A 22789-nucleotide genomic window follows, 5' to 3' on the forward strand; every position below is an offset into this window, starting at 1 on the left:
AGCCCCTCAGGGAGACGCTCGGAATGACGACCGCAGTTGACCGTATTGCGATCAAGGCCAAGGAACGACCGGGCGACCGTATCTTCTCCACGGCCACCGTGGTGGCCGGCAGCCTCATCTTGGCGGTGCTCGCCGCCGTCGCCGCCTTCCTCCTGATCCAGAGCATCCCCGCCTTCGTGGCGCCGGCGGATGCCTTCAAGGGGGAATTCACCAACTTCTGGTCCTATGTGCTGCCGCTGGCCTTCGGCACCGTCTGGTCGGCGTTCCTGGCGCTACTGATGGCCGTACCCGTGGCCATCGCCGTGGCCCTCTTCATCTCGCACTTCGCCCCGCGCAAACTCGCGCAGGGCCTGGGGTACCTCATCGACCTGCTCGCCGCGGTCCCCTCGGTGGTCTTCGGTCTCTGGGGCATCGGCGTGCTGGCCCCGCTCGTGCAGCCGTTCTACGCCAACCTTGTCGACTGGTTCGGCTGGTTCCCACTCTTCGCCGGTCCGGTCTCCGGGACCGGTCGCACCATCTTCACCGTCGCCATCGTGCTGGCCGTGATGGTGCTGCCGATCATCACCGCCATCTGCCGCGAGATCTTCCTGCAGACCCCGGTGCTCTACGAGGAAGCCTCGCTGGCCCTCGGCGCCACCCGGTGGGAAATGATCACCATGGCCGTGCTGCCCTTCGGCCGTGCCGGCATCATCTCCGCCGCCATGCTGGGCCTGGGCCGCGCGCTCGGCGAGACCATGGCCGTTGCCATGGTGCTCTCCCCAGCCCGCAGGTGATCTTCCAGCTGCTCACCTCACAGAACTCCACCACGATCGCCGCGAACATCGCGCTGAACTTCCCTGAGGCACACGGCGTGGGAGTCAACATCCTGCTCGCCACCGGCCTCATGCTCTTCGTCATCACGCTGGTCGTCAACATGATCGCCCGCGTGATCATCAACCGCCGCAAGGCCTTCTCTGGAGCGAATTGATGAGCACCATGACCGTCTCGGCTCCCGTCAGCAACTCCCTCACCGCCGGTAAGCTGCCCAAGAACACCCCCGTGATGGTGCTCGTCGCCAGCTGGGTCGTCGTGGGTGCGTTCTTCGTGGTGATCTTCCTCTCCGGCGCCACGGAGAGCTTCAACTGGGCCGGCACGCTGTTCTTCGGCACCGTGCTGTACTGCATCGCCCTGTTCCTCTTCTCCTACTTCGTCGAGGGCGTGCGCCGGGCCAAGGACCGCCTGGTCACCGCGGTTGTCGCCATCGCGTTCGTGGTCGCTCTGATCCCGCTGATCTCCCTGGTGGGCACCACCGTCGTCAACGGCCTGCCCGCCTTCCTCACCCCCACCTTCTTCACGGAGTCGCAGCGCAACGTCGTCGGCGCCGGCGGTGGCGCCCTGCACGCGATCGTGGGCACGCTCTTCGTCACCGGGCTCGCCACGCTCATCTCGGTGCCGATCGGACTGCTCACGGCCATCTACCTCACCGAGTACGGTCGCGGCCGGCTTGCCCGCGGCATCACGTTCTTCGTCGATGTGATGACCGGCATCCCCTCGATCGTGGCCGGCCTGTTCGCCTACGCGCTGTTCTCGCTGCTGTTCAACGACCCGGGCATCCGGTTCGGCTTCGGCGGGTCGGTGGCGCTGTCGGTGCTGATGATCCCCGTGGTGGTGCGCTCGAGCGAGGAAATGCTCAAGCTGGTGCCCAATGAGCTGCGCGAGGCCGCCTACGCCCTCGGCGTGCCCAAGTGGCTCACCATCGTGAAGGTCGTGCTGCCCACCTCGCTGGCCGGCATCGTCACCGGTGTGATGATCTCGATCTCCCGCGTCATCGGCGAGACCGCACCGCTGCTGATCATCGCGGGCTTCACCGCCAGCATGAACTACGACATGTTCAGCGAACGGATGATGACCCTGCCGGTGTTCGTGTACAACCAGTACGCCAGCCAGGGTGCCGACTCGCAGGCGTACATCGACCGTGCCTGGGCGGGCGCGCTCACGCTCATCGTGATCGTGATGCTGCTCAACCTCATCGCCCGACTCGTCGCGCGCACCTTCTCCCCTAAACTCGGCCGCTGACGCCGCCACCACTCGCACAGTTCACCCAGATTCGAAGGAATACATGTCCAAGCGCATTGAAGTCAACGACCTCGACGTCTACTACAGCAAATTCCTCGCCGTCGAGGGCGTGACGCTCACCATCGAACCGCGCACCGTGACCGCTCTGATCGGTCCAAGCGGCTGCGGCAAGTCGACGTTCCTGCGCACCCTCAACCGCATGCACGAGGTCATCCCGGGCGCCCACGTGGACGGTGAGGTGCTCATCGACGGCAACAACCTCTACGGCCCGGCGTGGACCCGGTGCTCGTGCGCCGCCAGGTGGGCATGGTCTTCCAGCGGCCCAACCCGTTCCCCACCATGTCGATCGGCGACAACGTGCTTGCCGGCGTCAAGCTCAACAACCGCCGGATGCCCAAGAGCGACGCCGACGCACTGATCGAGAAGTCGCTGCAGGGCGCGAACCTCTGGAACGAGGTGAAGGACCGCCTGGACAAGCCCGGCTCGAGCCTCTCCGGCGGCCAGCAGCAACGTCTCTGCATCGCCCGTGCCATCGCCGTGCAGCCCGACGTGATCCTGATGGACGAGCCCTGCTCGGCCCTCGACCCGATCTCCACGCTCGCGATCGAGGACCTCATCGAAGAGATGAAGACCGACTACACGATCGTCATCGTGACGCACAACATGCAGCAGGCCTCACGCGTCTCCGACCGCACCGCGTTCTTCAACATCGCAGGCACCGGCAAGCCCGGCAAGCTCATCGAGTACGACGACACCACCACGATCTTCTCCAACCCCACCGTGCAGGCCACCGAGGACTACGTCTCCGGCCGCTTCGGCTAAACCCGCACCACGCAGAAACGCCCGGCAGGCCTCTCGGCCCGCCGGGCGTTTCTGCGTCCCAGTCCGCGAGTTGGTCTCACACACGCGCCCCTACGTTGGTCGAGCTCGTCGAGACCCCGCGAGACAGTCCACAAAACGCTCCCCCACGTCGGTCGAGCTCGTCGAGACCTAGTCACCAGGTCTCGACGAGCTCGACCGACGAGATGGGCGCGGAACGAGACACGTCACCTGGTCTCGACAAGCTCGACCGACGGAATGGTGACGTGCCGAGGCACGTCACCAGGTGCTCGACAACCTCGACCGTCGGGCCGCTAGGAGGCGGTGCGGGCCAACAGGGACGCGTTCAGGGTGCGGGTGAGCTCGTCGTCGTGGGGGAACTCCACGCCGTCCAGCGCGGTGACGGCGACCGCGAGGCGCACGCTGGAGACCAGCCACGCCGCATCCGCCGACCGGAGCTCGTCGACCGTGACGTCCCGGTACTCGACGCTCTCACCGTGAGCGGTGAGGTACTCGAACACGCTCTGCTGGGTGGTGCCGTGCAGGATCGCGCCGCTCGGTGCCGGGGTGACGTAGCGTCCGTCGGTGCGCAGGATCACGCTGGAGGTGGGGCCCTCCATGACGTAGCCGTCGTGGGTGAGGAAGATCGTGTCGTCGGCGCCACGTCGCTTGGCTTCCCGCAGTGCGGCCATGTTGATGGCGTAGCTGAGGGTCTTGGCGCCCATCAGCAACCAGGGAGCCTGCTCGGCGACACCACGGGGGTAACCGCGGTCAAGGGTGACAACCTTAACGCCGTTCTCCCGCACGGCCGTGAAGTCGGCGGCCCGCGTGGCGTGCAACCAGGCCGTGGGCGCCGGGCCGTGCTCGACGCCGCGGCTGAGCACGAACTTGAGCGCCAGCTCACCGTCGCCGGGGATGCGGTCGACGGCATAGGCGATCGCCGCCCGCCACTGCGCCGGGTTGGGCACCGGCAGGTCGCAGATCTGCGCCGAGTTGATGAGCCTGCTGATATGCGGCTCGACCTCCTGCGGATGCCCGTTGACCACACTGAGGGTCTCGAAGATGCCGTCGCCGCGCTGCGTGCTCAGCTCGGCCACGCGCAGCGCCGGGGCGCCGGAATCGATCTCGTGGAACGTGTCGACGAAGTCGGTGCGGGTGGAGTCTGCGGGCTCCGGATCGATGAGCAATGTGAAAGGCAGGGTCATGTACCGAGCCTACCGAGTTGCTCCATAACGCCCCCTCGACGCTCGCGAGAGGGACGTTCGCCGCACGTCGCGATGGCGGATGCCCGCGAAGTGCTTCACGATGCTCCCTCCGCTGCCGGGAAGGGGCGCTTTTCCGCACGTCGCGACGGGGGATGCCCGCGAGTCGCTTCAGGGAGCCCTCGACGAGCGGTCTCTAGACCTCCGGGCAGCTCGGCGGCAGGGCAGGCTGAGCGTGCGAGACGCTCCGAGGAGGGGAAGCACGTGAGTTGCCAGTTGAGGCCTCGTGCGACGCCCTGAGAGGGCGGCAACTGGCAACTCACCGGAGTGCACGGGTGTGAGTTGCCAGTTGGGGCCCTCTGGGGCACCGCGACGGGGCCTCAAGTGACATCTCACCGCCAGGGGCGCCAGGGCGGACAGCGCACGCCAGCGCCCGCAAGCCCGCCCGGGCGGCGGGCGCGGGCACCTAGGAGCTTTGGATGGCCACAATCGGGTCGGTGGTGGGCTGCTCGGAGCCGCCCTTGGGTTCGACGGTGACGCCCACGGTGTCGCCGGCGGTCATGGTTCCGTCCAGGACCCGCCAGGCCGTGCCGGAGCCGTCGGAGTCGAAAGTCCCCGCCGAGATCGGTCCGGCCGCGCCGATGTACCAGAGCTGGTAGTCCTGGTCGTCGCCGAGGGAGGGCAGGTCTTCGACGATGATCGCCGACAGGCCGAGCTCGCCCGACCACACCAGGGTGGCATCCTGGCCGGTCGCGGTCTGCGCTGCGGCCCGTTGGCTGTCGGGCGACGCCTCGATCTCGGCCAGGCTCGAGGCCTGCTGCTGGGCGAAGTCGTCGTTCGGGTTGCCGTACAGGGCCTGCCCGGCGACGGTGCCGCCCACGAACAGGGCGACGGCCGCGGCTGCCGCGACGAGGTATCCGGCGGGACGCTGGAACCAGCGGCGCTGGGCACGGTCGGCGGCGGAGCCTGAGCCCCGTCCGTCGCCGGCGCCGGTAACGTCCGAGCCCGACGCTGCCGGGTTCTGGCCCGCAGCGCCCGGTGCGGTGGGCGCAGCATGCGAGGGGGCGGAGCCGATCGGGATGGCCGCGGGCGGCGCATCCGTGGTCGTATCGGTGGGGGTGGGCGGTTCGGCGGCAACCCGCGGAGCAAGCTGGGGGGTGCTGGCAAGTTTGGCCATCAGGCTGGCCTTGAGGGCGCTGGAGGGCTGCACCGGGGCGACGGACAGGCCGAGGGCCACGGCGGTGTCGCCCAACTCGGCGGCCTCGGTGCGGGCCTCAACAGACTGGGCGAGGTAGCGCTCGTACACGGCGGCCTCGTCGGGGCTGAGGGCGTGCAGAGCGTAGGCGCCGGCCAGGTCGGCCGGGTTGTCGACGGAGCCGTTGCCGGTCAGGTCACCGGTGGACTTGTCGTGGTCGTTCACGAGGTCACCCCCAATTCATCTCGCAAGCGGATTAACCCGTCGCGGAGGCGGGTCTTCACCGTGCCGAGGGGGATATGCAGGAAATCAGCGACTTCACGGTGACTGTACCCGCTGAAGTACGACAGACTCACGGCCTGACGTTGCAGTTCGGTCAGTCTGGACATCGCTTTTTCCACCCTTTCGTGCTCGATGCGTACCTCAACGGTTTCCGCGACGTGGTCATACGGCACCGCGAGGTCGCGGATGCCCACTTTGGTATCCCTGTCGCGGCCGGCCTGCGACGACCGGATTCGGTCGATCGCACGTCGGTGCGCCATGGTCATGATCCAGGTCGAGGCCCCGCCACGCTGTGACTCATACCGCGCAGCCGTCTGCCAGATCTCCAGGAAAATCTCCTGGGTCACTTCTTCGGACTGTGCGTGATCGATCAGCACGCGCTTGACAAGGCCAAGCACCCGCGGGGCGATCTGGTCGTAGAGCTCTCCGAACGCCGACTCGTCCCCCTCGGCTACGCGGGCGAGCAGCTCTTCTTTCGAAGGCGCCGTCGACGAGGAGTCGAGGTTGAATTCAGCAGTCATGAGATCCAGCATGTCAGGTCCAGTCCCCTTCCATGCAGAGGGTTCGGTGCCGAGTCCTGCATGGATTGGTGTGGAATCAAAAAATGTTGCGTGTCTGTGACGCCCGCCGGAGCCGGTGAGCGGCATCCGCGGGAGCAGAGTGAAGGCCGGACCGCAGAACGCCTCTCGGCGCGAGGCCGTTCTAGACGGCGAATATTGGAGCCCGGGGTTACTGCGGTCCGGCCAGCATCAAGTGTAAACGACGTGGGCCCCGACTTCATTCCCGGATGCCTCCACGCACCTACTCGAGCGAGTCGCTGCGCCAGAGTCGGGCGCAGGAGGCGAATTCCTGTGCGGTTGTCGAGAATCGCAGGGCGCGCGTGGTGAGCTCGGTGGAGCGGCCCGGTTCGGTGGCGTCGAGGTCGTCGGCCACGCTGGCGCAGCCGGCGCCGATCACCCGGCAGAACGCCGCCGCCCGGTCCAGCGCGATGGCAAAGTCGCCGGTGAACACGCCACGGAGAATCTCGTCGGCGAGCTGAATGATCTCGGCGGGGCCGGTCGGCACGATGGCCCCCGCCACAATCGGGTCGATGGTGACGGCCACGTCGATACCGCGTTGGTACAGGTAAGACGTGCCGTCGGCATCCTGCCGGATCAATAGCCGCACCAGGTAGATGCGCCAGAGCGCGCCGGGCAGGCTGCGCGGCGTGGCCCGGGACCAGAGCTCGGCGACGGCGTCGATGCCGTGCTCGTCGGTGTAGGCCACAAGGCGTTCGACGACCTCGGGGTCTGGACTGTCGCGCACCCGTGCGATCAGGGCCTGCGCCGTCTCGTGCGCGATCCGGCTGATCTGGGCGGGATCCTCTCCGCCCATCATCGACTCGAACTTGGCGCCCGAGAACTTGGTGGGCTTGTGGAAATCGTCGGCCATCGCGCTCCTCCTGGCTGTCTCGGCCGGCGGCGTCGGTGTTGCCGCCGGGTAAATCGTGGGTGGGGTGGTCGTGCCGGCGTCTGTGGCGGATGCATCCACGCTAGTCACAAAAACCGTCCGGCAATCCACGCTAAGTTATTAACCGCGGGCCTCTAGCTCAGTTGGTAGAGCAAAGGACTTTTAATCCTTGGGTCGTCGGTTCGAGCCCGACGGGGCCCACTTTCAGTGTGATTCAGTGTGACCAGGTTTGCCTGACCCACGGACGCCAGGGGCGGGGAAACTGCCGCTCAACCCTGCCGTAGTGGTCCACGGTGAGGATGAGCGATTCGATCTTGCGGTTGAGGATGCTCAGGGCGACGACGAACAGCCACAGACCCCAGGTGACAAAGGTCAGGAACACGTTCAGCCAGAACCTGATGCGCTTCGTGCGCTGCAACACGGCCTGATTGCCGGCCACACTGCTGACCGTCCAGCCCTCGGCCGCGAACCGGGCGACCTCGTAGTTGAGCAGCTCGGTGCGCTGCTCGGCCGTCAAGGTCCCTACGTCCAGCGACATACCCGCCTCATTCCATCGATACGGGCAGCATAAGGCCGTGACGCGATCGGCGCAGCCCCTGATGCGCGCCAGCCCGGCGCGGTCCGAACCCGGCAGTTAGCTGGGACTGGGCGCCCGCACGGAATGTGCTGCGAGAACCCGGTGTTTCCCCCAGTGTTGACGCACGGTCTGTTGTGCTGGGGTACTGCCGCAGCCGCGTATCGTGCGTGCAGCAGCAGAGTGACGCACACAGCGAGCGCCACGGGAGGAGAACCAGTGCGCAAGAACATTGACGTCGAAGTCGACACCGGTGTCATCGAAAAGTACCGTAGGCACCCGAACGGCAACGGCTGGGTATCGGGAAAATCCACCGTGCAACCGAGCGCGTTCATCTCCGAGTCCGCGTACATCGAGTCCGGTGCCACCGTGGGCCGGGAGGCCTGGATCGGCCCGGGCAGCTGGATCGACCACGGTGTCGTCGTGGGGGACAAAGTCTTCATCGGCCAGAACGTGCACATCGGCGAGGGCAGCCTCGTCAGCGGCGGTGCCCACCTGGGCAGCCACGTGCGCATCGGCCGCAACGTGCGCATCGCCGCCGGCGTGCGGTTGGACCGGGACACCCGGGTTCCGGACAACACCGATGTGGCCACCGGCAACGTGGGAGCAGACGGCCGCAGGTCGCACGGTCTGGCCGCCTAGGCATCCGTTTGACCCGGTAAAACCGAAAAAACCCGGCGGGCGCATGTCAGCATCGGGCTCCGAGAGGAGCAGGATGGACACATGACACGTCGCGCACCGGTCAAGGACATCAACGAAGACGACCTCGTCGTCGGCACCCCGAAGAAGGCCGCCGCCGGTCTCGAGGCGGTGGTCGTGGCGCTGGAGCGCGGCATCGCCCAGGCCGGCGTGAGCCGCACCGCCCGGGCGCTGCTTCGCCTCAACCAGCGAAACGGCACCGACTGCCCCGGCTGCGCCTGGCCGGAGTCGACCGGGCACCGCAAGACCGCCGAATTCTGTGAGAACGGCGCCAAGGCCGTGGCCGAGGAGAACACCCTCCGCACGGTGGATGCGGCCTTCTGGGCCGAGCACTCGCTCACCGAGCTAGCCGGAAAGACCGAATACTGGCTGGGCAACCAGGGCCGCATCTCCCAGCCCGTGGTCGTGCGCCCCGGCGACACGCACTACTCCCCCATCACCTGGGACGACGCGTTCGAGCTGATCGGCGAGAAGATTCGCGCCACCACCCCCGACCGCACCGTGTTCTACACCTCGGGCCGCACCGCCAACGAGACCGCGTTCCTCTACCAGCTGTTCGCCCGCTCCATCGGCACCAATAACCTGCCTGACTGCTCGAACATGTGCCACGAATCCTCCGGGTCTGCACTGAATCCCACCATCGGCATCGGCAAGGGCACCGTCTCGCTCGACGATATCCACGTGGCCGAGCTGATCCTCGTCGTGGGCCAGAACCCCGGCACCAACCACCCGCGGATGCTGTCGGCCCTGGCCGAGTGCAAGGCCAACGGCGGCAAGGTCGTCGCCGTGAACCCGCTGCCCGAGGCCGGGCTGTTCAACTTCAAGGACCCGCAGACCCCCACCGGGCTGGTGGGCCACGGGGTGCCGCTGGCCGACGAGTTCCTCCAGATCAAGGTGGGCGGCGACCTGGCCCTGTTCCAGGCGCTCGGCCACCTGCTGCTCGAGGAGGAGGCCCGGGTGCCCGGTTCCGTCGTGGACCAGGAGTTCATCGACGCCAACACCGACGGCATCGAGGCCTACCGGGCCGCGCGCACCGAGATCGACTGGGTCGAGACGGAGAAGGCCACCGGCCTATCCAGGCTGGACATCGGCGTGGTCGCGAAGATGATGGCCGCCTCCAACGCCACCATCATCTGCTGGGCGCTGGGCCTCACCCAGCAGCCGCACTCGGTGAACACGCTCAAGGAGATCATCAACCTGCTCCTGCTGCAGGGCAACTTCGGCAAGCCGGGCGCGGGCGCCTGCCCGGTGCGCGGGCACTCCAACGTACAGGGTGACCGCACCATGGGCGTGTGGGAGAAGCCGAAGGAGCCGATGCTCGCCGCGCTCGACGCCGAGTTCGGCATCGTCTCCCCGCGCGAGCACGGCCTCGACTCGGTCGACACCGTCGAGGCGTTCGAAAACGACGACGTGGACGTGTTCGTGTCGATGGGCGGCAACTTCGCCCTCGCCTGCAGCGACACCGACGCACTCGAGGCCGCGATGCAGCGGGTGGGCCTGACGGTGCACATCTCCACCAAGCCCAACCGGTCGCACGTGATGCACGGGGTCACCTCGCTGATCCTGCCGACGCTCGGCCGCACCGACACCGATGACAAGCATCCGGCCGGCCGCCAGGTCTTGTCGGTGGAGGACTCAATGTCGATGGTGCACTCCACCCAGGGCCGGCTCGACCCCGTGTCGGATCACCTGCTGGCCGAACCGGTGATCGTGGCGCGGATGGCCCGGGCCACGCTCGGCGACGACCACCCGGTGGACTGGAAGGCGATGGCGGAGGACTACGACGTCATCCGCGACCACATCTCCCGGGTGCTGCCCGGCTTCTTGGACTTCAACAAGCGGTTGCGCGACAAGAACGGCTTCGTGCTGCCCAACCCGCCGCGCGACACCCGCAGCTTTGCCACCGACATCGGTCGAGCCCGGTTCACGGTGAGCCCGCTCGAGTACCTCACGCCGCCGCCCGGGCACCTCATTCTGCAGACCATGCGCAGCCATGACCAGTACAACACCACGTTCTACGGGCTGGATGACCGCTACCGCGGCATCAAGGACGGCCGCCGGGTGATCCTCATCCACGCCGACGACGTCACCGAGCTGGGTTTTCACGACCGGGACCTCGTCGACGTGATCAGCACCTTCGGCGGGCAAGAACGCCGGGCGGACAAGTTCCGGCTGGTGGTGTACCCCACGCCGCGCGGCTGCGCGGCAGCGTACTTCCCCGAGGCCAACCAGCTGATGCACCGGGAGCTCGTGGCCCGGGAGTCGAACACGCCCGGCTACAAGGCGATGAGCGTGCGGTTCATTCCGCACGAGGTGCCGGTGCCGGTTCTCAGCTGAGCTGAGGCGCGCGTCCGGGCCTGTTCCGCGTCGACGGAGGGCAACTGTTACCCGTTCGGACTTCTGCACCCGGTGTGCCGGGTGCAATTGTCCGGTTCGGGACCAGTTATGGCGGGGCGGGCGGTGCGAGCGACCCGGGCTACACCGCCGCGAGCGCGCCCTGCACGATGCGTTCCTCGCCGGCGTAGATCACCATGGAGTCGCCGCGGAGGAAACCGACCAGGGTGAGGCCGACGTCGTGGGCGAACTCGGCGGAGAGCGACGACGGCGCCGACACCGCCGCAAGCACCGGGATGCCCGCCATCAACGCCTTCTGCGCCAGCTCGAAACTGGCACGGCTGGACACCATCAGCACGGTGCCCCGCAGGGGCAACAGGTTCTCCTTCACCGCCCAGCCGATCACCTTGTCCACCGCGTTGTGCCGGCCCACGTCTTCGCGCAGCACAAGCATCTCGCCCGTGGCGGCGTCGAACAGGGCGGCCGCGTGCAGGCCCCCGGTCTTCTCGAACACCGACTGCGCCTCGCGCAGCTTGTCGGGGAAGCCCGTGAGCATCTCAGCATCGACGCGCACGGCATCCGGTCGCACGTCCCAGGTGGACTTGGTGCGCACGGCGTCGATGCTTTCTTTGCCGCACAGGCCGCAGGAACTGGTGGTGAGGAAATTGCGCTGCGTGCTCGGGTCGGGGGCGGCCACGCCCGGCGCCAGGCGCAGGTCGAGCACGTTGTAGGTGTTCACGCCCTCGGCGGTGGCGCCGGCGCAGTAGCGGGCGACAGCGAGGTGCTCGCCCTGGCTGATGATGCCTTCCGAGACGAGGAAGCCCGCGGCGAGGTCGACGTCGTGGCCGGGGGTGCGCATGGTGACGGCGAGGGAGCGGCCGTTGACCCGCAGTTCGAGGGGCTCCTCGACCGCGAGGACGTCTTCGCGGCGGATGGGTGCGTGGCCCACCGTGAGCCGGGTGATCTTGCGTCGTGCCGTGACCCTGTTCATGGGTGCCCTCCTCGAGAGTGCGGTCCGAGTGCGCCTGGGCGCAGCGGGACCTCTCTTCGAGCCTAAACCTCCATCTCGTTCAACGGGTCGCCTCTGCGGCCCCGCCCGGGCGGGCCGCTCGCGAGAGCGGCACTATGGCGGCTTCAGCGGCGCTGAGGCGGCCTCATGGCCGCTCTCGCGAGACGTGCAGTCCGCGGGAGGGATGGCGGGCAAGACGGGGCACAGCGTGAGGGAAGAGCGGGGCGGCGTGGGCGGGGCGGGGTGGATTGCCGCGTACCGTGGTGTCATGGCACTTCCTCCCCTCGTCGAACCCACCGGTCCGCTCAGTCCCACCGAAACCGCGCGCCTCGCGCAGGTGCGCAGCCTCCCGCAACTGCGGCTGCCCGCGATCGAAGACCTCGGGCACCGGCGGCTCGCCGCGGCCCGCGTGTTGGTGCTCGGAACCTCCGGGCTCAGCGCCCCCGCCCTGCGCACCCTCGCCGCGGCCGGCGTCGGCGCCATCGGGCTGGCCGACGTGGGCCCGCTCGACGTGGACTCCCTCGTGCTGGCCACCACCACCATCCTCACGCTCTCGCCGGACACCGCCGTCACAGCGCACGACGAGGAGATCACCGCCGAGTCGGCGGCCCGCATCCTGGGCGGCTACGACCTCGTGCTCGACGGCAGCGACCTCACCCCGCAGCCATTCCTGGTGGGCGACACCTGCGCGTCCCTCGGGTTGCCGTTGGTCTGGGGTTCGGTGGCGCGCGGCAACGCCGAACTGTCGGTGTTCTGGTCCAGCCCGCCGCGCCGCAGCGGCCAACGCTCCACGCGGTTGCGTGACTTCTTCGGCACGGATGCGGCCGGCACCGCCGCATCCGTCGACCCGGGCGTGCTCGGCGCGCTGCGCGGCCAAGCCGGAGCCCTGCTGGCCGCCGAGGCGATCCGCCTGATCACCGGCACGGGCGAACCCCTGATCGGCCGGGTGCTCACCATCAACGCCGACACCGGACGTTTCGACGCCGCTCCCCTGCCCGTGCTGCAGCCCGGCCAGCCCGGCGCCTCCGCGCCCTCCGGCGACACCAGCTCCGCGGCCGAACCGGTCTCTGCGTTATCCACCGTTGCATCCACCGTTGCATCCACCGAGGAGTGACACCATGAGCACGAACACCCCCCTGCCGCCCGAAGCCCTCGACGAGTGGCTTGCCGCCCTCGCGGCGCACCTGGGCCTGGATGCGGAGATCATCCCCACCGGGCTGCTGCTCGACGTGGCCAGGGACGTGGCGCACAACGTGGCCCGGCCCGCGGCCCCGCTGAGCCTGTTCCTCGTCGGCCTCGCGGCGGCGCAGGCCGGCGGCTCGGCCGACGACATCACCGCGGCGAGCGCCGCCGCGACCGAGCTCGCCCTGGGCTGGCCGGCGACGGCCGAGTAGCGGCCCCGTTCAGCGGCACCTGACCATAGCGCTCCCAGCCCACGGCTGACGGCGGCCGCGGTGGGCGTGTGCGTCCGTGCGACCGGACGCGGCATCCGTTTCTTGATCAGGGCAGTTTGGCCACCGTGAGCAGGATGGTGGCGTCTTCTTCAGCCTCGAGGCTGTGCCGTGCCTTGGGCATGATGAGCAGGTCGCCCGTGCGAGCCTGCCAGGCGTCCTCCCCCACGATCAGGCGCACCCTCCCGCTGAGCACGTAGACGGTGGCATCGCCGGGGCTCTCGTGCTCGGCCATGACCGTGCCCTTGGCCATACCCATCACGGTCTGGCGCAGCACCTTCTCGTGGCCGCCGAAGACCGTGGCGGCGGCGCGCCCACTACTTCCGGACGTGGCGGCGGCGAGCTGCTGGCGGGCGAGGGCCTCGATCGAGATCTTCTTCATGGCGCCAGCGTACGACGCCCGGGGCCGCCGCGGGCGGCTTCCGGCCGGCGAATCTGCCGGCTACGGCCGCGGTGTGATTGCCGTCGTGGCGTGAATGACCTCGGTGAGACTGTCGCGCAGCGCGATCAGGGACTCCGGTGACATCTCCAGGGTGCGGGCCACCCGCTCAGGGATGGACTCGGCGATCCGGCGCAGCTGGCGGCCGTGCTCGGTCAGGGTCACCTGCAGCGCGCGTTCGTCGGTCGTCGACCGTTCGCGGCGGAGGTACCCGACCGCCTCCAACCGCTTGAGCAGCGGCGACAGGGTGGCCGGCTCGAGGCGCAACGCGTCGGCCAGGCTGCGGAGCGTGCGCGGGTCCTGCTCCCACAGGGCCAGCATCACCAGATACTGCGGATGCGTGAGCCCGAGCGGCTCCAGGATCGGCTTGTAGAGGGCCACCGTGGTGCGCGCCGCGACCGTCAGTGCGAAGCAGACCTGGTTCTCCAGGGCTAACACGTTGGGTTGCGTCATCGGGTCTTTCGGGATCATCAATCGGCAGGCATCCGGCGCCCGCCAAGATTTACTTAGTACACTAACTATTATGACGTCAGCCAAGAAACGCAAACCCACCATCAGGGAGGCCGGCGGCTTCACCGCGTGGCTGAACGGTCGGCTGCTGCCACTCATCGGCCCGCCGCCGCTCGGCCCCTATGACGACGAGGTGCCGGTGCAGGAGCGCCCGATCGCGCGGTGTCCGCTCTGCGGGGCCCCGATGACCGAGCACGACATCGACCGCAGCGGCGAGCGCACGCAGCTGCGCTGCCCCCTGCCAACCCCCGCTGCCTGAGTCACCGGCCCCGTTCCCGCGCAGCCGCGCCTGACCCGCGCAGCGGCGTCTGACCCGCGCAACACCGCACAGACGAGATCCGCGGGCACCACGCCACAACGCCCGCGGCACGCCACCCGCGAACCGGCGCCCGACCCGCGCGTCCCCATCCGCTACCAAGCACCCGCATCCCGCACCCGAACCCGGCACCCGGTTCCGTTACCCACCGGACGAGACCCGCGCAGCGGCGCCTAACCCGCGGTGCCCCCGCAAAGCCGAGATCCGCGGGCACCACGCCACAACGCCCGCGGCACGCCACCCGCGAACCGGCGCCCGACCCGCGCGTCCCCATCCGGGGCCCGTCACCCACCGGCGGGACACCCGCGCAGCGGCGCCCGACCCGCGCAGCGGTCGGGACGGGCGGTTAGAACTGGGCGTCGAGCTCGACCACGAGGTCCCAGGCACCCTCTTCGGCGTTGCTGAGCACCACGACGTCCAGACCCGAGGTGGGGTAGTGCCGCAGGATGCCGCTGGCGCCGGCGTTGACGCCGTCCTTGTAGTACGAGCGCACCGAGCCGTTCTCGTTGAGGTCGAACTCCAGGCCGAAGCCGTACTTCACGTCGTCGTCGTAAGCCACCTGCGGGGTGAAGAACTCGTCGGTGTATTCCTTGGAGAGCAGCTGCCCGCCGCGCACGGCGTTGAGGAAGTTCATCAGGTCGCCGGCGGTGGCGTGGGCGCCGCTGTCGGGCGAACCGATCGCCGGGGAGCTGTAGATATTCGAGACCCAGCTGCCGTCCTCGCGGCGGTCCCAGCCCTCTGCGACCCGTTCGACGCCGTCGCGGCGGTCGAAGAACCCGGAGTCGGTCATGCCGGAGCGGGCGAAGATCTCCTCGCGCACGTAGTCGCGGTAGCCGAGTCCGGAGACCTTCTCCACGGCGAGGCCGGCGAGGATGTAGCCGACGTTGCAGTCCACGCACTCCACACCCGGCGCGGCCAGCGGCAGCTTCTGGCTGAACAGCGGCAGGTAGTCGCGGGTCTCGATGAGCGAGTAGTTGGGCGTCTGGGCCCAGAAGTCGGCGTAGCTCTCGCCCGCCTCCTCGTCGACGTCGTCGGCGATGCCGCTCGTGTGCGTGAGCAGGTGCAGCAGGGTGACGTCGGTGCCGATGGTGCTGCCGGCGAGGTCGACGTACTCGTGGATCGAGGCCTCGAGGTCGAGCCGACCGGCGTCGACCTGCTGCAGTACGGCGACGCTGGTGAAGAGCTTGGTGATCGACGCGGTGTCGAAGCGGGTGTCGAGGGTGTTGGGCACCTGCCAGCGCGGGGTGGCGAAGCCGCGGGCCGCCTCGAAGATGGTGCGGTCGCCGTCACGCACCAACACCACACCGGAGAAATCGCTGTCGTCGAGAAAAGTCTGTATCGCCTGGGTATCCACCCTTCGAGCGTAGCGAACGGGCAGCGGGCCGCGGTGCCGCTGCGACGGATGCCCCGGGCCGCATGGGGGCTGCCTGCGCGAAACTCAGCCGGTCCGGCCGGGGTGCCGGGCGGTCTTCGCCAGCTTGGCGAGGTCGATCGCCGCGACGGCGCGCATCCGTTCGGCCCGCACGGCCTGGTAGCCGGGCTGGCGGGGGTCGATGCGCTGGGCGAGGAGCCGGGCGGAGAGGGCGTCGTTGATCTCCTGCAGGGCATCCGCGTGGGCCTTCGCGACGAGGTCGGTCACCCGGCTCTCGTCCGCGGCGAACTCTCGCAGCCGCTCCGCGACGTGGTCGTGCAGGGTGCGGCGCCGGCCGAGGCGCACCACGTCGCGGCGTTTGTTCTCCAGCTCGCGGCTCTTGCCCGCCCCGGTCGTGCGGGCCAGGTACGAGCCGAGCCGCTCGACCCGGGTGGAGTCCTCGTCGTTCTCCTGGGCTACGTGTTCGAGTTCGTGCCGGGCCAGCGCGGCGTAACGCTCGGGGTCATAGTCGCTGTGGTCGCGCAGGGCGCCCACGATGATGCCGTTCTTCACGGCCATCCGCACCGCGGAGAGGGCGATCAGCATGCCCTCGTCGACGATGCGGGCAGTGGAGGGCGCACCGGAAGCCGGGGCAGTGCCACCCCCGGGTTCGGTAGAGCCGGTGTTCACGGTTTAAGTATGGCTCACCGGACGGACCGTGTCGCGGGCGGCGACTCCCGTCAGCCGCCGAACAACACCAGGGCGCCCTGGGCCAGCGCGAAGATCAGCAGACCGGCCAGCGCGCCGACGACGGTGCCGTTGATACGGATGAACTGCAGGTCCTTGCCCACCTGCAGCTCGATCTTCTCGGTGGTTTCGGCCGGGTCCCAGCGCTCCACAGTCTCGGTGATCACGCCGGCGATCTCGTGCCGGTACTTCTGCAGCACGTACCCGGCGGTGTCGGCGAGCCACCGATCGATACGCGCGCCCAGCGACCGGTCGGCCACGAGCCTGGATCCCACGTCGAGCACCGTCGACTGCACGCCGGCGCGCTCGGCACTGTCCGGGTCGGCCAGCGCCGCCAGCAGCGACGCCTTGAGCGACTCCCAGGCATCCCCGGCGAATTCGCGCAGCTTGGCGTTGTCGACCAGTTCGAGCTTGAGTACCTCCACGCGCTCGATCATGGTGTCGTCGAACTGCAGGTCGGCCATCAGCTCGGCCAGGTACCGGTCGATGGCTCCGCGCAACGGATGTTCCGGCTCGCGCTGCACCGTCGACACGAACGCGAGCACCTCGCGGTAGGCCTTGTCGTCGACCATCTCGCCCACGAAGCCGGGCAGCCAGCGTGGCAGCCGGGTGGAGACGGACTCGCCGAACGCCTCGGGGTGCGCGGTCAGCCAACTGTGCGCCTTGTCGAGCAGCAGGTCCACGGCGGCGTGGTGCCGGCCGGACGCCACCAGGTGCTCCCCCAGCCGGCCGAGGCTCGGTCCCCACTCTGGCCGCAGCAGGTGCTCACGCGCGACGCCCTCGAGGAGATTCTTGATCTCGTCGTCGCTGAGCAGGTCGAGCAGCCCCGAACCGGCGTGCGCGATCTCGTCGGTGAGCCGCTGCGCGTTGGCCGGCTGCACCAGCCAGGCGCCGAGCCGCCTGGACACCCCGATGGACTCGAGCTTGCCTCGCACGACGGCGTCGGAGAGGAAATTGGACTCCACGAACTCGCCGAGGCTCGCGCCGATCTCGTCTTTGCGGTTGGCGATGATGTTGGTGTGCGGGATGCGCAGCCCGAGCGGATACCGGAACAGGGCCGTGACCGCGAACCAGTCGGCGATGGCGCCCACCATGCCGCCCTCGGCGGCGGCGCGCACGTACTCAAGCCACGGGTAGCGCTCTTCGAGGGCGAACGACACGGCGAAGATCAGTGTCATCGCCAGCAGCAGGCCGAGGGCCAGCCGCTTCATTTCCACGAGCGCCACCCGGCGTGCCTCGTCCGGTGCGCTCAGGGGCGCCCGGGGGCCGGGCCCGGTCAGGGTGGGTGAGGTCAGGGACGGTGCTGCCATGGGTCTGGTCGTTCCTCGTCGATCCGGGGCCGCCCGAAGCGCGGCGCTCCCGCCACCCTAGGCCGGGTTTCTCAGTTACGCGAAACCCGTCGGGGCGATTCCCCAGCGAACGACCCATTCCTCGCCAGGGGCCAGCCAGCGTAGGCCCTGGCCGGAGTTGAACGCATCCGCCGGCGCGGTCATCGGCTCGATCGCGACGGCCTGGCCGATCCGCACGGAGTCGCCGCTGCGCACGGGGAAGTTGCGCGGTGTGAACGCCTGCACGTAGGCCATGTTCTCGTCGCCCCACAGGGTGACGCGGCGGCCGTCGGGGGCGGTCAGCGAGTGCTCGCCGCGGCCGTTCTGAACGAGCACGCCGCCGAAGCCGTCGTCGAGGTCGAGGTCGGCCACCCGGGCTCCGTCGCGTAGGTCGAAGCGGGTGCCGGCCACATCGCTGACGCCCACCGGGTTGAGCCGGGCATCCACGTCGATGTGGGTACCGGCCGCGAGCCGCAGCACCAGGTCGCCGGTGGGCACATCGCCGATCTTCAGGTACGGGTGGGTGCCGAGGGCCACCGGGGCATCCGCTGTACCGACGTTGCGGATACCGTGGTCACGGCCAGGCCGTCGACCGTGAGGGTGTAGGTGACCGTGGTGTCGAGCTGATACGGGTAGCCGGCTTGCGGGTAGACCGTGGCGGCCAGGGTCACCGCGTTGTCGGTCTGTGCGACCAGGCGGTAGGCCGTGACGGCGAGGAGACCGTGGATGGCGTTCATCAGTGCCGGCTCGGTGATCGCCAGCAGGTGCCGCACGCCGTTCTGGGTCCAGATCGCGTCGCGGATGCGGTTGGGCCAGGGCATCAGCACCGTGCCGGCGCCGAGGGGCGGTACCGTGTCCGGGCCGAAGCCCTCCACCAGGTCGATGCCGTCCAGCGCATATTCACGGAGGCCTCCGGCGACCTCCGTGACCGTCGCGGTCGCCAGGCCCTGCGGGGTGGCGCAGACAAGGGCGTACTGGGTTCCGGTGGCGGCGGCAAGCGGCATGGGTGTCTTTCGGATCAGCTCGGCTGGAGCACGGCGAGACCGGCCTCGCGGAGCGGGGCCAGGGTGAGCGGGTCGGCGGCCGCATCCGTCACCAGGGTGTCGAAGGCGGCAAGCGGACCGATCCGGCCCAGGTGCACCTGCCCTAGTTTGGCACCGTCGGCCACAATGATCGCGCGCGCCGCGGCGGCGAGCATGAGGGTCTTCACGCCGGCCTCCGGCAGGTTGATGTTGGTGACCCCGCCGTCCACGTCGACGCCGTTGCAGCCGATGAAGGCCAGGTCGGCGTGCACCTGGCTGAGCACGGTGGCCGCGAGCGGGTCGACGAGCGAGTGCTGCAGCGGCCGGAGCGAACCGCCGGTGACGATCACGGTGAACCGTGGGATGGCCGCCTCCAGGGCGAGGGCGATGCTCAGGCCGTTGGTGATGACGACGACGTCGGTGAGGTCGGTGCGGGCCACGAGCGCCCGGGCCACGGCCAGGGTAGTGGTGCCCACGTCGAGGATCACGCTCTGCCCACTCGAAACCAACGAGGCGGCGAGCCCGCCGACCTGCTGCTTGGGCACCACCGACGACGCCAGGGCCTCCTCGAAGGAGAACTCCCGGTCGGGCCGGCTGGTGGTGGAGATGCCGGCCGGCACCGCGCCGCCGTGGATGCGCATCAGAGTGCCGGTGCTCTCGAGCTGGTCGAGGTCGGCGCGGGCGGTGACCCCGGAGACGCCGAAGGTATCGCTGAGTTCACTGACGCGCACGAAACCGCGAGCGTCGACGAGCCGCTGAATCTGCTCCCGGCGCTGGTGCGCGGGCAGGGCATCACGGTCGGGCGGATGTTCGACTGAGGCCATGTCCTCATCTTCACTTAGTTTCTCTATCTTTTCAATACGCAAGCACTGGTTTCGGTTGCGCAAATCGACTAGCGTTGATCCCGCCATGACTGACCTCACCCACACCCCAGACTTCGTCGCCGACGCCGGCATCGCGCGTCACCCGCACACCCTCGCGGACGGTCGCGACCTCATCTACTTCGATGACCCCGACACCACGCTCTCGCCCGACCGGGCCCCCGACCTGCGCGACCTCGCTCCGCGCCCGGCGAACGCGCGCATGCGCCAGGACCCGCTCAGCGGCGAGTGGGTCTCCATCGCCGCGGCCCGGCAGAACCGGGTGTTCCTGCCGCCGGCGCACCTCGACCCGCTCGCGCCGTCCACGCCGGAGAACCCCTCTGAGGTGCCCAGCAACTACGACGTGGCCGTGTTCGAGAACAAGTCGCCCTCGTTCGGGCCCCTGCTCACCGATGACGACGCGCCCACCGGACTCGACGACCTGCGCACGATCGGGCTGGGGCGCATCCGCACCTCGGTCGGCCGCTGCGAGGTAGTCTGCTTCAGCCCCGCCACCGAGGGTTCGTTCGGCAGCCTCTCGGTCACCCGCGCCCGCACCGTGATCGAAGCCTGGGCCGAGCGCACCCACAAGCTCTCGCAGATGCCGGGCATCGAGCAGGTGTTCCCGTTCGAGAACCGCGGCGAGGCCATCGGCGTCACGCTGCACCACCCGCACGGCCAGATCTACTCCTACCCGTACGTCACCCCGCGCACCCAGCGCCTGATCGACTCGATCGAGAGCTACGGTCCCACCCTGTTCGCCGACATCCTGGAAAGCGAGCAGGCCGGCGACCGGGTCATCCTGCGGGGTGAGCACTGGACGGCGTTTGTGCCGTTCGCCGCGCGCTGGCCCGTCGAAGTGCACATGCTGCCGCACCGCCACGTGGCCGACTTCGCCGGCACCACCCTGGCCGAGCGCGACGAGCTCGCGGTGCTCTACCGCCGCCTGCTGCGCGGCATCGACCAGCTCTACTCCACGCCCACGCCATACATCGGCGCGTGGCACCAGGCGCCGGTCAACGTGCACCGCGACGACATCCGTCTGATGCTGCAGCTCACCAGCCCGCGCCGGGCCGAGGACAAACTGAAGTTCCTGGCCGGCTCCGAGGCCGCCATGGGCGCCTGGATCGGCGACGTCACGCCGGAGCAGGCGGCCGACAACATCCGCGCGGCGATCGCGCGCTCGGATGCAGCGGATGCGGCCGCCGATGCCGCCTCCGCCTCCGCAGACTCCACCGACAGCAGCACCGGAAAGGCCCACTCGTGAACGACAGCACCCCGAGCACCACGAGCGGCTTCCGCGACCGGTTCGACCGCGAGCCGGCCGGCCTGTGGTTCGGCCCCGGCCGGGTCAACCTGATCGGCGAGCACACCGACTACAACGACGGTTTTGTGTTCCCCTTCGCCATCAACCGTCGTGCTGTGGTCGCCCTCACGCTCCGCGACGACCGGATGCTCCGGGTCGCCAGCTCCTTCACCGAGGAGATCGTGGAGATCTCGCTCGACGACCTCTCCCCCGAGACCGTGTCGGGCTGGTCGGCGTATCCGCTCGGCGTGGCGTGGGCGCTCGGCCAGAAGGGCGCCGACCTGTCTGCCGTGACCGGCTTCGACATCTTCATCGACTCCGATGTGCCGATCGGCGCCGGGCTGTCCTCCTCCGCCGCGATCGAGTGCGCCACCGCCGTGGCCCTGGACGAGGTCTGGAACCTCGGCTTCGACAAGCAGGTGCTCGTGCGGGTGGGCCAGCTGGCCGAAAACGAGGTCGTCGGCGCGCCAACGGGCATCCTCGACCAGTCGGCGTCGCTGCTCGGCGAGACCGACTCGGCCGTGTTCCTGGACTGCCGCAGCTTCGAATCCGAGGTCATCCCCCTCGGCTTCGACGACGCCGGCCTCGAACTCCTCGTCATCGACACCAAGGTCAGCCACGCGCACGCGACGGGCGGCTACGCCTCACGCCGCGCGTCCTGCGAGACCGGGGCCCGGCTGATGGGGGTCCCGTCGCTGCGCGACCTCACGGTGGATGACCTACCCCGCGCCGCCACGACGCTCGACGACGAGACCTTCCGCCGGGTGCGGCACATCCTCACCGAGAACCAGCGCGTGCTCGACACCGTGCGGGTGCTGCGCGAGGAGGGCCCCGGTGCCATCGGCACGCTGCTCGACGCGTCACACGCCTCGATGCGCGACGACTTCGAGATCTCGGTCGCCGAGCTCGACCTGGCCGTGGACACGGCTCGCGCTGCCGGAGCCCTCGGCGCCCGGATGACCGGTGGCGGCTTCGGCGGCTCGGCCATCGCGCTCACCCCGCATGCGTTGATCCCCGCGGTGCAGCAGGCCGTGTCCGAGGCCTTCACGGCCGCCGGTTTCACCGCCCCCGACATGTTCGTCGTGCGCGCCGCGGCCGGGGCGGCCCGCCTGTCCTAGCCGGCCGGCTGCATCCGTTCGCCGGCACCTGCGCCGCGTCCGCGTGCTCGTGCTCGTGCTCGTGCTTCCCGCCTTCGTGTCGCTCACGAGGGCGGGAAGTGCGCACGTGAGTGTCCGGGTGCCCGGAGTGTCGGTGGTGCGGCTCACGATAGCCGCATGGACAAGCCACTTCTCAGCATGGACGACGCCATCCTGACCGTTTTCGGCGTGTGCACCCGACGGAGCACCGGCGTGAAACGCGTTCGTGTCGCTCAGATCGAGGTCGGCCTTCGCGCCTACCTGGAAGCCGGCGCCGCAGACCTTCTCACCGCCGAGGAACTGACCTTGCTGGCCGCTGAGCGCGAGTTCGCGCCGGAGGGTGCGGCCTGTCGACTGTTCTCGTCGACACTGCTGACTGCAGCCCTCCCGGGTTTCCTCATGCCGCCCTATCTCGTGCCGGACTTCCTGCTGCGCGAGGCGCAGTTGAGCATGGTCGGCGCCTTCATCGATTTCCTAGTGCCCGCGAATCGATACGACCATGGCTCGGACCGTCTCCGGACGATGCTCCGCCGAACCCTCGCTGAGGCCATGCAGGACCTCAAGCGTGAACGGCAGGCCCAGTCGCTGGAGCGACTCCTGGGTCAGCTCAGTGCCGAACAGCTCGAGCATATGGAGCGCTTGCGCCGAGATGCCCCCGACTAGGGTCTCCGTTCGAGCACCCTGACCCAGCGTGGTCTGGACCCC

General features: G+C 69.0%; 21 protein-coding genes, 1 tRNA gene and 3 pseudogenes. 12 read left to right on the forward strand and 13 right to left on the reverse strand.

Features of this window, described 5'->3' with window-relative positions:
• Positions 1–23 precede the first annotated feature (23 nt).
• The 3 genes and pseudogenes from pstC to pstB all read left to right on the forward strand — a co-directional run bounded on the left by pstC (position 24) and on the right by pstB (position 2877).
• Positions 24–967: pseudogene (pstC, locus tag KY500_RS11960) on the forward strand (phosphate ABC transporter permease subunit PstC).
• Positions 967–2055 carry a phosphate ABC transporter permease PstA gene (gene pstA, locus KY500_RS11965; RefSeq protein WP_219900769.1) on the forward strand — a complete coding sequence of 363 codons (1089 nt, stop codon included), beginning with the start codon at positions 967–969 and terminating at the stop codon, positions 2053–2055. Before pstC ends, pstA begins: the two are co-directional and overlap by 1 nt.
• A gap of 43 nt (positions 2056–2098) precedes the next feature.
• Positions 2099–2877 (forward strand): annotated as a pseudogene (gene pstB, locus KY500_RS11970) (phosphate ABC transporter ATP-binding protein PstB).
• A 311-nt stretch (positions 2878–3188) separates the two neighbouring features.
• Here pstB and KY500_RS11975 read toward each other — a convergent pair.
• The 4 genes from KY500_RS11975 to KY500_RS11990 all read right to left on the reverse strand — a co-directional run bounded on the left by KY500_RS11975 (position 3189) and on the right by KY500_RS11990 (position 6984).
• Positions 3189–4079, reverse strand: a complete 891-nt coding sequence (locus KY500_RS11975) for an aminodeoxychorismate lyase (RefSeq protein ID WP_219900770.1) — start codon at positions 4077–4079, stop codon at positions 3189–3191.
• 463 nt (positions 4080–4542) lie between these two features.
• Positions 4543–5496 carry an anti-sigma factor domain-containing protein gene (locus KY500_RS11980; RefSeq protein ID WP_219900771.1) on the reverse strand — a complete coding sequence of 318 codons (954 nt, stop codon included), beginning with the start codon at positions 5494–5496 and terminating at the stop codon, positions 4543–4545.
• A complete protein-coding gene (locus tag KY500_RS11985) occupies positions 5493–6074 on the reverse strand; it encodes a sigma-70 family RNA polymerase sigma factor (protein ID WP_245976986.1) in 582 nt (193 codons plus the stop codon). The genes KY500_RS11980 and KY500_RS11985 overlap by 4 nt, the downstream gene beginning before the upstream one ends.
• Before the next feature lie 280 nt (positions 6075–6354).
• The gene (locus KY500_RS11990) at positions 6355–6984 is read right to left on the reverse strand and encodes a DNA-directed RNA polymerase subunit beta (RefSeq protein ID WP_066597405.1); all 630 of its coding nucleotides are present in this window, start codon (positions 6982–6984) and stop codon (positions 6355–6357) included.
• 146 nt (positions 6985–7130) lie between these two features.
• Between KY500_RS11990 and KY500_RS11995 the strand changes: the two genes are divergently transcribed.
• Positions 7131–7203, forward strand: a tRNA-Lys gene (locus KY500_RS11995).
• A 13-nt stretch (positions 7204–7216) separates the two neighbouring features.
• Here KY500_RS11995 and KY500_RS12000 read toward each other — a convergent pair.
• Positions 7217–7540 carry a hypothetical protein gene (locus KY500_RS12000; RefSeq protein WP_219900772.1) on the reverse strand — a complete coding sequence of 108 codons (324 nt, stop codon included), beginning with the start codon at positions 7538–7540 and terminating at the stop codon, positions 7217–7219.
• 255 nt (positions 7541–7795) lie between these two features.
• Here KY500_RS12000 and KY500_RS12005 point away from each other — a divergent pair, with 255 nt between their 5' ends.
• Together KY500_RS12005 and KY500_RS12010 are read left to right on the forward strand one after the other, a co-directional pair.
• Entirely contained in the window at positions 7796–8218 is a 423-nt protein-coding gene (locus tag KY500_RS12005; RefSeq protein WP_219900773.1) for a DapH/DapD/GlmU-related protein, read from the forward strand.
• 81 nt (positions 8219–8299) lie between these two features.
• A complete protein-coding gene (locus KY500_RS12010) occupies positions 8300–10612 on the forward strand; it encodes an FdhF/YdeP family oxidoreductase (protein WP_219900774.1) in 2313 nt (770 codons plus the stop codon).
• Positions 10613–10751: 139 nt separating this feature from the next.
• Here the strand turns inward: KY500_RS12010 and fdhD are convergent, their stop codons facing one another.
• Entirely contained in the window at positions 10752–11600 is an 849-nt protein-coding gene (gene fdhD / locus KY500_RS12015) for a formate dehydrogenase accessory sulfurtransferase FdhD (RefSeq protein WP_219900775.1), read from the reverse strand.
• A 286-nt stretch (positions 11601–11886) separates the two neighbouring features.
• On the opposite strand from fdhD, the gene KY500_RS12020 reads away from it, so the two are divergent.
• On the forward strand, positions 11887–12732 hold the full coding sequence (locus tag KY500_RS12020; RefSeq protein WP_219900776.1) for a ThiF family adenylyltransferase: 846 nt from the start codon (positions 11887–11889) through the stop codon (positions 12730–12732).
• 4 nt (positions 12733–12736) lie between these two features.
• Entirely contained in the window at positions 12737–13012 is a 276-nt protein-coding gene (locus tag KY500_RS12025) for a DUF6457 domain-containing protein (RefSeq protein WP_219900777.1), read from the forward strand.
• A 106-nt stretch (positions 13013–13118) separates the two neighbouring features.
• On the opposite strand, the gene KY500_RS12030 is transcribed toward KY500_RS12025, so the two are convergent.
• Entirely contained in the window at positions 13119–13451 is a 333-nt protein-coding gene (locus KY500_RS12030) for a cupin domain-containing protein (RefSeq protein ID WP_219900778.1), read from the reverse strand.
• Positions 13452–13511: 60 nt separating this feature from the next.
• Positions 13512–13961 (reverse strand): MarR family winged helix-turn-helix transcriptional regulator, encoded by a 450-nt coding sequence (locus KY500_RS12035; RefSeq protein WP_219900779.1) that lies wholly within the window; start codon positions 13959–13961, stop codon positions 13512–13514.
• Between the two features lie 70 nt (positions 13962–14031).
• Here KY500_RS12035 and KY500_RS12040 point away from each other — a divergent pair, with 70 nt between their 5' ends.
• Entirely contained in the window at positions 14032–14277 is a 246-nt protein-coding gene (locus KY500_RS12040; protein ID WP_219900780.1) for a hypothetical protein, read from the forward strand.
• Positions 14278–14680: 403 nt separating this feature from the next.
• Here the strand turns inward: KY500_RS12040 and KY500_RS12045 are convergent, their stop codons facing one another.
• From KY500_RS12045 to KY500_RS12065, 5 genes and pseudogenes are all read right to left on the reverse strand, one after another.
• Positions 14681–15688, reverse strand: a complete 1008-nt coding sequence (locus KY500_RS12045) for a serine hydrolase (RefSeq protein WP_219900781.1) — start codon at positions 15686–15688, stop codon at positions 14681–14683.
• 84 nt (positions 15689–15772) lie between these two features.
• Entirely contained in the window at positions 15773–16375 is a 603-nt protein-coding gene (locus tag KY500_RS12050; RefSeq protein ID WP_219900782.1) for a hypothetical protein, read from the reverse strand.
• Between the two features lie 50 nt (positions 16376–16425).
• On the reverse strand, positions 16426–17742 hold the full coding sequence (locus KY500_RS12055) for a DUF445 domain-containing protein (protein ID WP_219900783.1): 1317 nt from the start codon (positions 17740–17742) through the stop codon (positions 16426–16428).
• A gap of 75 nt (positions 17743–17817) precedes the next feature.
• Positions 17818–18764: pseudogene (locus KY500_RS19805) on the reverse strand (aldose 1-epimerase family protein).
• A gap of 14 nt (positions 18765–18778) precedes the next feature.
• On the reverse strand, positions 18779–19606 hold the full coding sequence (locus tag KY500_RS12065; RefSeq protein WP_219900784.1) for a DeoR/GlpR family DNA-binding transcription regulator: 828 nt from the start codon (positions 19604–19606) through the stop codon (positions 18779–18781).
• Positions 19607–19691: 85 nt separating this feature from the next.
• Between KY500_RS12065 and galT the strand changes: the two genes are divergently transcribed.
• The 3 genes from galT (at position 19692) to KY500_RS12080 (ending at position 22747) form a co-directional block, all read left to right on the forward strand.
• Positions 19692–20909 carry a galactose-1-phosphate uridylyltransferase gene (galT, locus tag KY500_RS12070; protein WP_219900785.1) on the forward strand — a complete coding sequence of 406 codons (1218 nt, stop codon included), beginning with the start codon at positions 19692–19694 and terminating at the stop codon, positions 20907–20909.
• Positions 20906–22066 carry a galactokinase gene (galK, locus tag KY500_RS12075; protein WP_219900786.1) on the forward strand — a complete coding sequence of 387 codons (1161 nt, stop codon included), beginning with the start codon at positions 20906–20908 and terminating at the stop codon, positions 22064–22066. The genes galT and galK overlap by 4 nt, the downstream gene beginning before the upstream one ends.
• A 177-nt stretch (positions 22067–22243) precedes the next feature.
• Complete coding sequence (locus tag KY500_RS12080; RefSeq protein ID WP_219900787.1) at positions 22244–22747, forward strand: hypothetical protein; 504 nt, start codon at positions 22244–22246, stop codon at positions 22745–22747.
• Positions 22748–22789: the final 42 nt, after the last annotated feature.

This window comes from Cryobacterium sp. PAMC25264 (genome assembly GCF_019443325.1).
Lineage (GTDB): Bacteria > Actinomycetota > Actinomycetes > Actinomycetales > Microbacteriaceae > Cryobacterium.

Excerpts from the sequence above, each read along its gene's own strand:
- pstA (WP_219900769.1), top strand. The coding sequence starts at position 967 with ATGAGCACCATGACCGTCTCGGCTCCCGTCAGCAACTCCCTCACCGCC.
- KY500_RS11975 (WP_219900770.1), bottom strand. The coding sequence starts at position 4,079 with ATGACCCTGCCTTTCACATTGCTCATCGATCCGGAGCCCGCAGACTCC.
- KY500_RS11985 (WP_245976986.1), bottom strand. The coding sequence starts at position 6,074 with ATGACTGCTGAATTCAACCTCGACTCCTCGTCGACGGCGCCTTCGAAA.
- KY500_RS11990 (WP_066597405.1), bottom strand. The coding sequence starts at position 6,984 with ATGGCCGACGATTTCCACAAGCCCACCAAGTTCTCGGGCGCCAAGTTC.
- KY500_RS12000 (WP_219900772.1), bottom strand. The coding sequence starts at position 7,540 with ATGTCGCTGGACGTAGGGACCTTGACGGCCGAGCAGCGCACCGAGCTG.
- KY500_RS12010 (WP_219900774.1), top strand. The coding sequence starts at position 8,300 with ATGACACGTCGCGCACCGGTCAAGGACATCAACGAAGACGACCTCGTC.
- fdhD (WP_219900775.1), bottom strand. The coding sequence starts at position 11,600 with ATGAACAGGGTCACGGCACGACGCAAGATCACCCGGCTCACGGTGGGC.
- KY500_RS12020 (WP_219900776.1), top strand. The coding sequence starts at position 11,887 with ATGGCACTTCCTCCCCTCGTCGAACCCACCGGTCCGCTCAGTCCCACC.
- KY500_RS12025 (WP_219900777.1), top strand. The coding sequence starts at position 12,737 with ATGAGCACGAACACCCCCCTGCCGCCCGAAGCCCTCGACGAGTGGCTT.
- KY500_RS12030 (WP_219900778.1), bottom strand. The coding sequence starts at position 13,451 with ATGAAGAAGATCTCGATCGAGGCCCTCGCCCGCCAGCAGCTCGCCGCC.
- KY500_RS12035 (WP_219900779.1), bottom strand. The coding sequence starts at position 13,961 with ATGACGCAACCCAACGTGTTAGCCCTGGAGAACCAGGTCTGCTTCGCA.
- KY500_RS12040 (WP_219900780.1), top strand. The coding sequence starts at position 14,032 with ATGACGTCAGCCAAGAAACGCAAACCCACCATCAGGGAGGCCGGCGGC.
- KY500_RS12055 (WP_219900783.1), bottom strand. The coding sequence starts at position 17,742 with ATGGCAGCACCGTCCCTGACCTCACCCACCCTGACCGGGCCCGGCCCC.
- KY500_RS12065 (WP_219900784.1), bottom strand. The coding sequence starts at position 19,606 with ATGGCCTCAGTCGAACATCCGCCCGACCGTGATGCCCTGCCCGCGCAC.
- galT (WP_219900785.1), top strand. The coding sequence starts at position 19,692 with ATGACTGACCTCACCCACACCCCAGACTTCGTCGCCGACGCCGGCATC.
- KY500_RS12080 (WP_219900787.1), top strand. The coding sequence starts at position 22,244 with ATGGACGACGCCATCCTGACCGTTTTCGGCGTGTGCACCCGACGGAGC.